The organism is Microbacterium trichothecenolyticum (genome assembly GCF_041938625.1).
Lineage (GTDB): Bacteria > Actinomycetota > Actinomycetes > Actinomycetales > Microbacteriaceae > Microbacterium > Microbacterium trichothecenolyticum_D.
Genome location: NZ_CP169427.1, coordinates 4,297,332 through 4,309,526 on the forward strand (window position 1 = coordinate 4,297,332; position 12,195 = coordinate 4,309,526).

Annotated in this window: 7 protein-coding genes; 3 read left to right on the forward strand and 4 right to left on the reverse strand. The window is 71.0% G+C overall.

Going from position 1 to position 12,195, the window contains the following annotated elements; all coding sequences use genetic code 11:
- Window positions 1-114 precede the first annotated feature (114 nt).
- The 3 genes from ACEYYH_RS19845 (at window position 115) to ACEYYH_RS19855 (ending at window position 7,063) form a co-directional block, all read left to right on the forward strand.
- A complete protein-coding gene (locus ACEYYH_RS19845) occupies window positions 115-3,360 on the forward strand; it encodes a glycosyl hydrolase (protein ID WP_374976010.1) in 3,246 nt (1,081 codons plus the stop codon).
- Between the two features lie 149 nt (window positions 3,361-3,509).
- A complete protein-coding gene (locus tag ACEYYH_RS19850; protein ID WP_374976011.1) occupies window positions 3,510-4,811 on the forward strand; it encodes an ABC transporter substrate-binding protein in 1,302 nt (433 codons plus the stop codon).
- 83 nt (window positions 4,812-4,894) lie between these two features.
- A complete protein-coding gene (locus tag ACEYYH_RS19855) occupies window positions 4,895-7,063 on the forward strand; it encodes a glycoside hydrolase family 3 N-terminal domain-containing protein (protein ID WP_374976012.1) in 2,169 nt (722 codons plus the stop codon).
- Here the strand turns inward: ACEYYH_RS19855 and ACEYYH_RS19860 are convergent.
- Genes ACEYYH_RS19860 through ACEYYH_RS19875 form a run of 4 tightly spaced genes read right to left on the reverse strand, consistent with a single transcriptional unit; the run spans window position 7,056 to window position 12,189 of the window.
- A complete protein-coding gene (locus ACEYYH_RS19860) occupies window positions 7,056-8,534 on the reverse strand; it encodes a family 43 glycosylhydrolase (RefSeq protein ID WP_374976013.1) in 1,479 nt (492 codons plus the stop codon). The two genes, ACEYYH_RS19855 and ACEYYH_RS19860, sit on opposite strands and share 8 nt — an antisense overlap.
- Entirely contained in the window at window positions 8,531-9,733 is a 1,203-nt protein-coding gene (locus ACEYYH_RS19865) for a GDSL-type esterase/lipase family protein (RefSeq protein ID WP_374976014.1), read from the reverse strand. The genes ACEYYH_RS19860 and ACEYYH_RS19865 overlap by 4 nt, the downstream gene beginning before the upstream one ends.
- A 49-nt stretch (window positions 9,734-9,782) precedes the next feature.
- Window positions 9,783-10,715, reverse strand: a complete 933-nt coding sequence (locus tag ACEYYH_RS19870) for an alpha/beta hydrolase (RefSeq protein WP_374976015.1) — start codon at window positions 10,713-10,715, stop codon at window positions 9,783-9,785.
- Window positions 10,708-12,189 (reverse strand): DUF6379 domain-containing protein, encoded by a 1,482-nt coding sequence (locus ACEYYH_RS19875; RefSeq protein WP_374976016.1) that lies wholly within the window; start codon window positions 12,187-12,189, stop codon window positions 10,708-10,710. Before ACEYYH_RS19875 ends, ACEYYH_RS19870 begins: the two co-directional genes overlap by 8 nt.
- Between the last annotated feature and the right edge of the window lie 6 nt (window positions 12,190-12,195).

Sequence of the window (12,195 nt, forward strand, 5' to 3'; positions counted from 1 at the left end):
CGGCGCACTGCCACTTTCACACACTTGCGTCGAAAGCACACATTAGTTCTAGCGATATCCGATATAAGTGGCGCGTGCCACTGCGTGGCCGGTGGGCCAGCGAGGATGAAGGTCATGCCCCCGACACCGCCGTCGCCGCCGACCCCGCCGGAACTCTGGGATCGCTTCATCGATCCTCCGGACGCTGCCCGCCCGCGGGCCTGGTGGCACTGGATGGACGGCAACGTCGATCCGGCCGGCGTCGTGCGGGACCTCACCTGGCTGCACAGCGTCGGCGTGCGCGGCGTCCAGCTCTTCGACGGAGGGATGGGCGTTCCCGTGGTCGTGCCGGAGCCCGTGCGACCGGGGTCCCTGGCGTGGCACGAGGCGATCCAGACGGCACGGCGCACCGCCGCCGACCTGGGCCTCGAGCTCGCCGTGGCCACCTCGGCGGGGTGGAGCGCGACCGGAGGCCCATGGGTCGAGCCCCGCGATGCGATGAAGAAGGTGGTGTGGTCGGAGGCGATCGTCGAGGGCGGTGGCGGGCGCACCTCCGTACTGCCCCCGCTCCCTGCCACCGCCGGGCTCTTCCAGGACGCGGGTCGGTGGGGTGCGGCTCCGCGTGAGCCGTGGGCGACCGATTGGCGCGTCGTCGCCTTCCCGGCGGAGGACGCCCACGCCGTGCTGCAGCCGGACCGGATCCGTGCGTCGAGCCCCGTGGCGGACACCGACTGCCTCACCGACGGCTCCTTCGAGGCGGCGCTCGCGCTGCCTCGCGATCCGGACGCGTGGTCGTCCGTCTGGCTCGAGGCCGAGTTCGACGAGCCGGTGACGGTGCGTGCAGTCACCGTGGGCCTACCCGGCCCGCGCGGTTTCGGCGCGGCGCCGCCTCCCCACGCCGTGCTCGAGGCCGGCGACGGCGACGCGGGCTTCCGGCCGATCGCGACACTGGATGCGACCACCGTGCCGGCCCGCACGGCGTCGTTCGCGCCTGTGACCGCCCGGCGCTTTCGCCTGGTCCTCTCCGGCGCGAGCGCGGCCGAGGCGCTCCCGCCCGTCGCCGACGGTGTGCGCACACCGCCGGTGCTGCGCCGCAGCGATGCGTTCCTCGTCTCGGAGTTCGCGCTGCGCAGCGGCGGCCGGGTGCACTGCGCCGAGACGAAGGCGGGATTCGGCGCCGCGCCGGACTACTACGCCGTCGATACGGACGAGCGCGCAGACAGCGCCGCCGTGCGCGCCACGGACGTGCACGACCTCACCGCGCTCGTCAACGACGGACGGCTGGAATGGGATGCTCCGCCCGGACGGTGGCGCATCCTCCGGCTGGGTGCCTCTCTCACCGGCCAGACCAATGGCCCCGCGCTCGCCGACGTGACCGGGCTGGAGGTCGACAAGCTCGACGGATCACGGGTCGCTGCGTTCCTGGAGCGCCATCTGGCGGCGTTCGAGGCGGAGTCGTTCGACGCACTCCTGAGCGACAGTATCGAGGCGGGCAGCCAGAACTGGACGGACGCCATCGCCGAGAGGTTCCGCGAGCTGCGGGGCTACGACCTGACGACCTGGCTGCCGACGCTCGCCGGATACGTGGTGGGCGGCGCGGAGGCATCCGACCGCTTCCTGTACGACTACCGGCGCACGCTCGCCGAGCTCCTCGCGACGGAGTACTACGGCACGCTCGCGTCCGAGGCCCACCGTCGACAGATGAGCTACTACGCCGAAGCCCTCGAGGACGGGCGTCCTCAGCTCGGCGACGACCTGGCCATGCGGTCGCACGCCGACGTGCCGATGGGGGCCATGTGGACCTTCGACCCCGAGTCCGGGCCACGGCCGACCTATGTGGCCGATCTCAAGGGCGCGGCATCCGTCACCCATGTCCATGGCAAGAGCTGGACCGGCGCGGAGGCGTTCACGAGCTTCGACCGGCCGTGGGCGTCGTCGCCGCGCAGCCTCAAGCACGTCGCCGATCTGCAGCTCGCGCTCGGCGTCACCCGCTTCTGCATCCACACCTCGCCTCACCAGCCGCTCGCCGCTCCGCCGCCCGGCGTGGCCCTGGCGCCCTTCCTGGGTCAGGCGTTCACGGCGGCCGAGACGTGGGCGGGCATGGCGAGGCCGTGGATCGACTACCTGGCGCGCTGCTCCGCACTCCTGTCGGCCGGCGAGCCCGCGGTCGACATCGCCCTCTTCGTCGGCGAGGAGGCGCCGGTCACGGGTCTCTTCGACGACGCCCTCGACACTGCGGTGCCCCGCGGATTCGACTTCGACTACGTCGGCCCCGACGGACTGGCGCTGTTGCGCGTCGATGAAGACGGCCAGCTGCGATCGCTCGGCGCCCGCTACCGGCTGCTGCTGCTCGGCGGCTCCAGCCGACGGCTCACCGTGGCGACGCTGCGTCACCTGAAGCTCCTCGTCGACGCGGGGGCGACGATCGTCGGCCTCCCTCCCGAGAGCTCTCCGTCGCTCGGCGACGACGACGAGGAGTTCCGCCGCGTCTGCAACGAGATCTGGGCGTCCGAGCGCGACACCGGCCGGGTGATCGCCACGTCGGACCTCGCCGCCGCACTGGCCGTCCTCGGCGTGCGCTCCGACGTCGAGATCGCCGGGCCCCCGGTCCGCACCATCGCGCGCATCGTGGACGGGCGGCGGATCACGTTCCTGGCCAACCCGGCCGCGGAGGGCGTGCGGGTGCGGGTCTCCGTCCCTGAGCACGTCGGCGCCCTCAGCCTCTGGGACCCTGTCGAGCTGAATGCGACTCCACTGCCCAGCATCCCGACGGACGACGGTCGCATCGTCGCGGAGATCGGCCTGCCGGCGTTCGGATCGGTCTTCGTCGTGCCGTGGGCAGCGGACCCGGCCGGCGACGCGGGCGCTGTCAGAGACGCGGGCGCTGTCGGAGACGCGGCATCCGTTCACCGTCTTCCGCTCGGCAGCCGACCGTGGTCGTTGACGTTCCCGGCCCGACGCGAGATCGCACTGCCCGGAGGGCCGGTGCTGTGGACGGAGCTCGACAGCCAGTCGCGCGGCTTCTCGGGGACGGCGGTCTACCGGGCCGACTTCGAGGTGAACGGCCCGCTCGACGCCGGCCGCGTCTGGATCGACCTCGGCCGCGTCCACGACATCGCGAGGGTGGTCGTCAACGGCGTGGACTGCGGCGTCGCGTGGACGGAGCCGTTCCGGGTCGACGCCACGTCGGCGCTGCGCGTCGGGGCCACCGTGCTGGAGGTCGAGGTGGCCAACCCCTGGCGCAATCGACTGATCGCAGAGGCCGTCCGGCCGTCCGGCGAGATCTTCGCCCCGATGACGGGGGTGTTCGAGCCGTCGGCGGAGCCGCTGCCGGCGGGACTCGCGGGACCGGTGACCGTGCTCTTCGAGAACGGCCGCTGACCGGGCGGAATGTGCGGATCAGCGGGGCTATTGCGCCGTATAAACGATACTAATGTCAGAAACCGGCGAATGTGTGTCAAAGTGAATTCGCGGCCAGCGGCCGAGCCAGCAGCCCGAGCTGGCGACAACGAAGTCACGAAAGGGTCGAAATGCCACAGCACACAGCTTCCCGGCTCCGGTGGCCGCTCCTTGCGGCGCCCATCGCGGGAGTCCTCATTCTCGCCGGCTGCAGCGGCGGCGGCGCCGATGACGGCGGCAACACCAACGACGACGGGGGCGACACCGCCGCCGGCTTCTCGCTCATGGTCGCTCAAGCGAACGACCAGGACGACTACTGGGGCGAGACCGCGGCGAAGTACACCGAGGAGACCGGTGTCGAGATCGAGGTCATCCCGTACCCCTCCGACGCGTACAACACGCAGGTCACGACGCAGCTGCAGGCCGGCAATGCGGCGGACATGATGATCCTCGCTCCTGGCACCGGCCAGCCGATCTCCGTGGTGAACCTCGCCGAGGCCGGCTTCCTCGAGCCGCTGAACGAGACCTCCGCCGCCACGATCCCGGCGGGAACCGAGGCCGAGTACACCTACGACGGGAACATCTACGCGCAGCCCGCTGCTCTCGTGCCGGTCGGCTTCATCTACAACGGCCCGGGCGGCGAAGAGGCCGGGATCGACGAGTACCCGGCCACGTACGAGGAGCTCCTCGAGGCGTGCACCACGGCGCGTGACGGGGGCAAGACCTTCACGGTGCTCGCGGGAGGCGTTCCGTTCAACACGGGTCTCTTCTCGATGCTTGTCTCGGCGACCCGTGTATACGCCGAGACGCCCGACTGGAACGAGCAGCGTGCCGCCGGCGACGTCACCTTCGCCGACAGCGGCTGGCGCGACGTTCTGGAGGACGTCATCGAGATGAACGACGGCGGATGCTTCCAGGACGGCGTCGCCGGTGGCACGTTCGACTCCATCACCCAGGGCATCGGGTCGCAGTCGTCCCTCACCGCCGCGGTCCCCGGCTCCGCGGCGTCCTCCATCGCGAAGGGAACCGGTCTCGACCTGACGGTGCAGGCCTTCCCGCCGGCCGACGGCGGCGAGCCCTACACCCTCGCTTCGGCGAACTACGCCTGGGCTGTCAACGCGGCATCCGAGGACGACGTCAAGGCCTCGGCGCAGGAGTTCCTCGACTGGCTGGCCACTCCGGAAGAGGCCCAGGCCTTCGCCGAGCTGTCGGCCTTCGTCCCGATCACGGGTGCCACGGCAGACAACCTGCTGCCCATCTACGAGCCGATCGGCGACCTGCTCGAGAACGGCGACTACGCGGGGCTGCCCAACGCCACGTGGCCGAACCCCGCCGTCTACGACGCGCTCGGCGTCGGCGTGCAGGGCCTGCTGACCGGCCAGAAGACCGTCGACCAGGTTCTCGAGGAGATGGACGCAGCCTGGGACAGCTGAGCCCGGACTGATTGCGGGTGGGGATGCCGCCCGGGGCTTCGGCCTCGGGCGGCATCCCTGTTCCACGAGGAGAAGGAGGAGCGATGGACCGCACCCCACGCGTGAGCCGGCTGCTCGCGGACATGACGGATGCCGAGAAGCTGGGACAGCTGCAGATCGTGTTCCGGCCCGACCCCGCCGACGCGGCGCAGCTCGTGCGCACGGGACTCGGATGTGTCTTCTGGCCGCCCTCGGCCGGCGCGACGAACGCGCTGCAGCGCGTCGCCGTCGAGGAGACGCGGCTGGGCATCCCGCTCCTCGTCGGACTCGACGTCGTCCACGGCCAGCGCACCATCGCCCCCGTCCCGCTCGCGCAGGCCGCCGCCTTCGACCCGCCGCTCGTGACCGCGCTCGCCGCGCTCGCGGCGGCGGAGGCGCGGTCGGGCGGGGTGACCTGGACGTTCTCGCCCATGGCCGACATCTCCCGCGACCCGCGGTGGGGGCGCGTCGTCGAGGGCTTCGGCGAGGACGTGCACCTCACCGGGGCGATGACGCGCGCCATGATCCGCGGCTACCAGGGCGACGACCTCGCCTCTCCCAGGTCGATCGCGGCGACCGCGAAGCACTTCGTCGCGTACGGCGCGCCGGAGGGCGGGCGCGACTACAACGGCGTGGATGCCTCGGAGCATCAGCTGCGCAACGTCTACCTCGAGCCGTTCCGCACGGCCGCGGAGGCCGGCGTCGCTTCGGTCATGGCGGCCTTCAACACCGTCGCGGGCGTGCCGATGCACGCCAACCGCAGGCTGCTCACGGGCGTCCTCAAGGACGAGTGGGGGTTCGACGGCGTCATCGTCGGCGACGCCGACGGTGTGCGGAACCTCCTCCCCCATCGCGTCGCGGAGACCGTCGGGAGCGCGGTGCGCCTGGCGTTCCACGCCGGCCTCGACATCGAGATGGGCGGTGCCGCGGCGGAGCTCGATGCGACCGAGCGCGCAGGACTCGATCGGACGCGTCTGGATGACGCCGTCGCGCGCGTGCTGACGCTCAAGGAGCGGCTCGGCCTGTTCGACCGCCCTTACGTGGACGAATCCGTCGAGATCACGGAGCCCACCGCCGACTCGCGGGCGCTTGTGCGCCGCGCAGCGGCACGCTCGGCCGTCCTGCTGAAGAACGACGGCACGTTGCCGCTCGAGAACCCCCGTCGGGTGCTGCTCACCGGCCCGTACGCCGACTCCACCGATCATCTCGGCGCGTGGACCCAGTACTTCGGCGCCCGCGCGGGGACGATCGTCGACGCGTTGCGCACGCGTCGACCGGACCTCCACCTCGAGGTCGTACCCGGCGTGGACTTCCTCGGCGACGACACCTCCGGCATCCCCGCCGCCGTCGCTGCAGCAGAACGCGCCGATCTCGTGGTCGTCTGCGCGGGCGAGCCCAGCGCCCTCTCGGGCGAGGCGGCGTCGCGCAGCGACCTGCGCCTGCCGGGCCGGCAGGAGGATCTGATCCGTGCGATCGCGAGCACCGGCACGCGCTTCGTGGTCGTTCTCGAAACCGGCCGGCCGCTGGTCGTCGCGGACTGGATCGATCTCGCGCCGAGTGTGCTCGTGGCGTGGCACGGCGGCACGGAGGCTCCCGCGGCGATCGTCGACGTGCTGCTCGGCGACGAGGATCCGGCCGGTCGCCTTCCGATCTCATGGCCACGCTCGGTCGGGCAGATCCCGATCCACTACGCGCACGAGAACACCGGCCGCCCCGCGTCCACCGGCGGCCGCCTCACCACGGAGGAGAGCGACGTCGGACTCCACGGCCCCGACAACGTGCAGGACAAGTTCACGTCGAAGTACCTCGATCTCGAGCTCGGGCCGCAGTTCCCGTTCGGCCACGGCGCCGGGTACGCGGCGTTCTCGCACAGCCCTCCGCGCGTCTCGGCTGCCGACGTCGACCGCGCGGACCTCGAATCGGGAGCATCCGTGACGCTCGAGATCGAGGTGGCCAATACGTCCGGGCGCGCCGGCGATGAGGTGATGCAGGTGTACCTCGAGGATGTCGTGGCGAGCGTGGCACCGCCTGTCCGCCGACTCGTCGCCTTCGAGCGCCGGGCGATCGCTGCCGGTGAGACGGCGGTGTTCTCGTTCGAGATCGGCTGTGCGCAGCTCGGCTTCTGGGCGACGGATGCTGCGTCCCCGGCGTTCGTCGTCGAACCGGGCCTCTTCCGGCTGCACGTCGGCGCGACCCTGCAGGCGACCCAGGCCGTCGAGCTCCGCGTCAGCTGAGCGGCGTGTACCGGAAGTCGCGGAACCGCACCGCGCCCGTCCCGGCCGCGTAGAGTGCGGGCCGGAGGCTCAGCAGGTCGGCCATGGTGTTCGCGTGGTAGCCGGACGTCTCGTAGCGGATCGCGTGCCGGGTCCATTCGCCGCCCGGCTCGCGGTACCAGCCGGTGACGACGTGCTCGTCATTGCGCAGCCGCAGCTGCAGCAGGCGAGTGCGCGGCGCGGGCTCGCGCCAATGGGTGACGTGCCCGCCCGCGTAGCTGAGCATGCGCTCCCCGTCGATGGCCATGCCGCAGAAGAGCCGGTCGTTGAAGAAGAGGAGCAGACCCGCCTCCGCCCCGTCGTCGAGCAGCTCCACGTCGACCTCCACCTCGTAGGAGTGGTCGCCGGTCAGCAGCGCCAGCGGAGAGGTGCTGCCGGGTCCCGTACCCTTCGCGGCGAGGACGAGTCCGTCGTCGACGCGCAGGCGAGAGGCCTCACCGGGTGACGGCGCGTGGAAGGCCCATCGCTCCCCCAGCCGCAGGACCGAGAAGTCGTCGTCGAAGGACCTCGAGCCCCGTTGCGGAGCAGCACCGGCCGGCGCTTCCAGCTCTCCGCCGATGTCGTCGCGGAGGCCGACAGGCCAGCCGTCGTCGGTCCAGCCGATCGGCTCGAGGAGGATCTGGCGGCCGAGCGTGCGGTACCCGTTCTGGTAGCCATGCGAGATCATCCACCACTCGTCGCCGTCGGGGCCGGGCAGCATCGTCGCGTGCCCCCTCGACCACCATGCCTGCGCGGCATCCGTGGTCCTGGCCACGGGGTTGTGCGGACTGTTCTCCCACGGTCCGTGGACTGAGCGGGATCTCGCGACGATGACCATGTGTCCGGTCGGCGGTCCGCCTGTTCCTCCGACAGCGCTCACGAGGTAGAACCACTCGCCCCGCCGGAAGAGCTTGGGCCCTTCGAGGGCATACGCCTCGGTGATCCACTCGTCGGGGTACCGCCAGCCGTCGTACACCTGCTCGAGTTCGCCGGCGGTCGCGAGGCCGTCGTCGGTGAGAGGGATGCGACGGATGCCGTTGACGAAGAGGTGGCGTCTGCCGTCCTCGCCCACGACGTGGCCGGGGTCGATCGCCCATCGGACGCCGAGGTCGATGGGCTCCGACCACGGCCCCGCCATCGAGTCGGCATGGATCACGAAGATCGACGGCGCCTCCAGCTGCGACCACGGGGCCGGGATGAACGGGATGTAGATGAAGAAGCGTCCGTCGTGCTGGGCGATGTCGACCGCGAACGTGCTGCCGAGCGGCTCCGGAAGCGCGGCGCACTCGTAGGTCCAGTTCACGAGGTCGCGCGAGCGGTACAGCAGCAGTCCCGGCGCGGCCTCGAACGACGAGTACGTCATCCAGTACTCGTCGCCGACCCTGATGATCGCCGGGTCGGGCCGGTCGCCGGCCAGGATCGGGTTCGTGAACGTCACACCCGAGGCGCTCACGTCGCGGCTCCACGCCGTGCAGCCTCGACGGCCGGCACGGCGCCTGGTCGCGCTGCGGCGATCCACTCGGCGACGACAGGCGACGCCGCGAAACGTTCTGCCATCAGCAGGTACCCGGCAGCGCTGGGATGCAGCCCATCCGGCAGCTCCTGCAGGTCGCCCTCGCCGAAAAGATCCAGTCCATCCAGGGAGAACAGTGCGGGGTCTTCCGCGGCGCGTGTCCGGACGATGTCGCGCAGGATCTCGCGCACCGAGCGCAGGGTGAGGGGCGGGTCGAAGATGTCGGGCGTACGGACCGGGGTTCCGCGTCGCTCGCCGGTCTCGGGGTCGGTCACGGTCGGGCCCGGTGTGTCCTCGTGCATCGGGCAGATGATCGGCGAGATCACGAGAATCGGGGCCGTCGGAGCGCCATCGCGGATCGTGTCGAGGAATCCGTGCACGGCGGGAACGAACGTGCGCCGCTTCATGGTGTCGCCACCGACGATGTTGATGCCGACCTTGAGGCTGAGCAGGTCCGCGGCCGAATCGCGCATCGCCCGAGCTGTGAACTGATCCAGGTGGGCGTTCGCGGCGAAGCCGAGGTTGGTGACGTCCAGACCCAGCTGGTCGGCCGCAGCGACCGGCCACACGCCACGGGGTGTCGCCGCCTCGAGGCAGTGGCTGATCGAGCTGCCGTGATGCCACCAGCGCAGCCGGTCGAGGGGCTCGGCGGGCCGAAGCAGGGCATCGGCGCGCGCATCTTGGATCTCGACGGTGTCGGTCTGCGGCAGCCACACGACGACGCGGCGCTCCCCGACACCCGTTCCGCCGAGCTCGAACCGCACGACGGCGGGCTCGCCCTTCACGAATCGCGGACCGCCGGGCTCCGCCAGATGCAGTTCCGAACCACCCGTCACGCGGACATCGTCGACGGGCCGGCCGTCGACGGTGGCCGAGAACACCGCGAAGCGGACATGCTCGGGAACCCAGGGCAGATGCAGACCGGTCGTCTCGACGGTGAGCTCGATCCACGTCGCCGCCGTCCGGAACTCGCAGCGCACACCCGAGGCCTGCTCCGCCGCGATCCGCATCCAGTCCGAGTCGCACTGCGCCCGGGCGCGCAACGGCAATCGCAACGGCGTCAGGCCGGTCGCGCTGATCTCGACGTCGACAGCCCCGCGCAGGCTCGCCCGGATGAGGTCGGCCGTCTCCTGATTCATCTGATTCCCTCGGTGCTCGGCTGACAGCGTGCGCCGCCCACGGCGACCCTCAGAATTCTCTTCGCTGGGGCGTTGAGCGTGCGATCCACTCGGCGACGGCCTGGATCGTCGGCAGCGCCGTCGGATCGGCGGGCTCGTTGATGTGGCCGTGGCCGGCGCCGGCCTCGAAGTGGACCGAGACCGGGATGCCGGCGGCATCCAACTGACGCGCGAACGCCTCGCCCGACGGGCGAAGATCGTCAAGCTCGCACACGACGATCAGCGTCGGCGGAAATCCCCCGGCCGGACCCAGCGCCGCGAAGGCGTGAGGATCACCGAGCCCCTGCACCGAGCCCGCGAAGTTGGAGGCGAGCGCACCATGCGGCGAGTCCGGGTCGACATGGCTGGACGCCTCCGGTCCGTTCGGATGCACGACGGGATAAACGAGGACGAGCCCCGCAGGGCCGTGCTCGCCGGCATCCCGCAGCCGCGCAGTCGCACCGGCCGTGAGGTTGCCGCCCGCGCTCGCGCCGCCCAGCGTCACCGCCGTCGACGGAACGCCGAACAGCTCGTCGGCGTGCGCCAGCGCATAGTGCCACGCGCTCAGCACATCGTCGGACGGCTCGGGGAAGTGCACGTCGCCGAGGCACTTGACGTAGTCGACGGCGAGCACCGGGATGCCCCGGGCCGCGAGCTCCAGCGCGACCCAGTTCGACTCCGGCATGTCGAGGTGACCGCCGATGAAGGCGCCGCCGTGCACCCACACCAGGGCGCGGCCGGATGCCTCGGCCGAGGCATCCGTGTACAACCGCGCCGGCACCGCACGGGCAGCACCGTCGATCGAGATCTCGCGCGTCTCGACGTTCGCGAGGTGCGGGAAGCGACGCTGCAGCGACGCGGTGTCGATGTCGGGGCGCGGGTCGGCCGGCTCGCCCCTCTCGCGGAACAGGCGCAGCACGTCGGGGAGCGGCAGCGTGCGGAAGTCGACCTCCGTGTCAGACACGCGCACCTGCCACGGCGTGCATCGAACGACGGATGAGGTCATGCTGCTGGCGCACGAGCACCAGCGGGTCTTCCTCGCCGAGCTCGGCGAAGGCGTGGCCCTCCCACTCGCTCGACCAGTAGCCGCGGTAGCCGCCCTCGACGAAGACGCGCACCAGCTCCGGGTAGTCGATGGCCGGCTCCTGGCCGTTCTCGTCGATGTCGTAGAACTTCGCATGGACGTGCGTGATCTGCGGCATGATGTCGGCCCACTCGCGCGGGTCGACGTGGCCGTGCATGTTGAACGCGAGGTGCGCGAACGCGCCCAGCCGGCCCGGATCGAAGTCGCGGCCCTTCAGGTAGCCGATGAACTCCTGCTGCCGCTCCTGCATGGTGGCGTCGGTCGCCCAGATGCGCTGCAGCTCGGCGAGCGCGTCGCCATCCAGACCCGCGCGCTCAACGGCCCGCAGCAGCGTCGGCGACATGCTGTGCATCGTGGACGAGAAGTCCGCGACGAATCCCAGCAGCGGCGAGTCCAGCTCGGCGTAGGTGTCGCGCACCTTCATGATCGGCTCGGCGTTCGGCCCCATCGGCGCGTGGATCTCGTACGCCAGCTGGAGCTCGAGGGTCTCCGCCACCGGCAGCAGCCGGCGCAGCAGCTCCGGCTTCGCGGACTGGATGCGCACCAGCGGGAACCCGAGCTTCTTCGCGCCCTGGAACATCAGCTCGCTGAATTCGAACTCCTCGTCGGGCGTCATGTCGCGGTCGCGGCGGCGGCCCATGTCGAGGTTCGCGCCGAACGAGCTGGCGTCGAAGCCGTGCTTGTCGAACGCGGACCGCCATTGTGCGACGAACTCGTCCGACACCAGCGGGTACGTCGGCAGCACCTGCGACGCGACGATCTCGATGCCCGGACCGATGCCGAGCTCGGCCACGCGGTCGAGCAGGCCGTCGAAGTCGTACCAGCCCGCGCGGAACTCGGCACTCGCGGAATAGAGCGTGAGACCGAGCTTGAACGGGTCGTCCGCTGCGGCCGGCGGCGGAGGCGCGATGTCGGTCGCGGTCGCCGGGGGCGCGGCATCCGTATCGGTCACCGTCAGGGTGAATGCCTGGCGCACGACGTTCGGCACGTACATGCCGGGGCCGCCGTCCTGGCCGGGCGCGATCTGCATGTAGGGCAGGCGCAGCTCGCCGATGAGCTCGACCTCGTGCTGCTCGCCGAGCGCGATGGGCTGGTCGAGCCGCGCGACGAGGAGCGGATGCTGCTGCAAGAACCACAGCGTCTCGCTCTGCTGCGGCAGCTCGGCGATGGAGTAGCGGGTGCCGTCGAGCTCGAAGGCGAGGTCGTCGGCCGGGATCTCGACGCCGTCGACGGTGAGGCGCAGCGTCGAGACGGACGAGAGCCACAGGCTCCGGTACCAGGGCAGGGTGAGCGTGAGTGCCAGCCCGTCCGGGTGCGGCCGGAGGCTGTCTTCGGCGATGAGTCCGTTGGGCATGGTTCT

Bases quoted from the DNA above. Each gene is read 5' to 3' on its own strand.
- ACEYYH_RS19845 (WP_374976010.1), top strand. From the start codon at position 115: ATGCCCCCGACACCGCCGTCGCCGCCGACCCCGCCGGAACTCTGGGAT.
- ACEYYH_RS19850 (WP_374976011.1), top strand. From the start codon at position 3,510: ATGCCACAGCACACAGCTTCCCGGCTCCGGTGGCCGCTCCTTGCGGCG.
- ACEYYH_RS19855 (WP_374976012.1), top strand. From the start codon at position 4,895: ATGGACCGCACCCCACGCGTGAGCCGGCTGCTCGCGGACATGACGGAT.
- ACEYYH_RS19865 (WP_374976014.1), bottom strand. From the start codon at position 9,733: ATGAATCAGGAGACGGCCGACCTCATCCGGGCGAGCCTGCGCGGGGCT.
- ACEYYH_RS19875 (WP_374976016.1), bottom strand. From the start codon at position 12,189: ATGCCCAACGGACTCATCGCCGAAGACAGCCTCCGGCCGCACCCGGAC.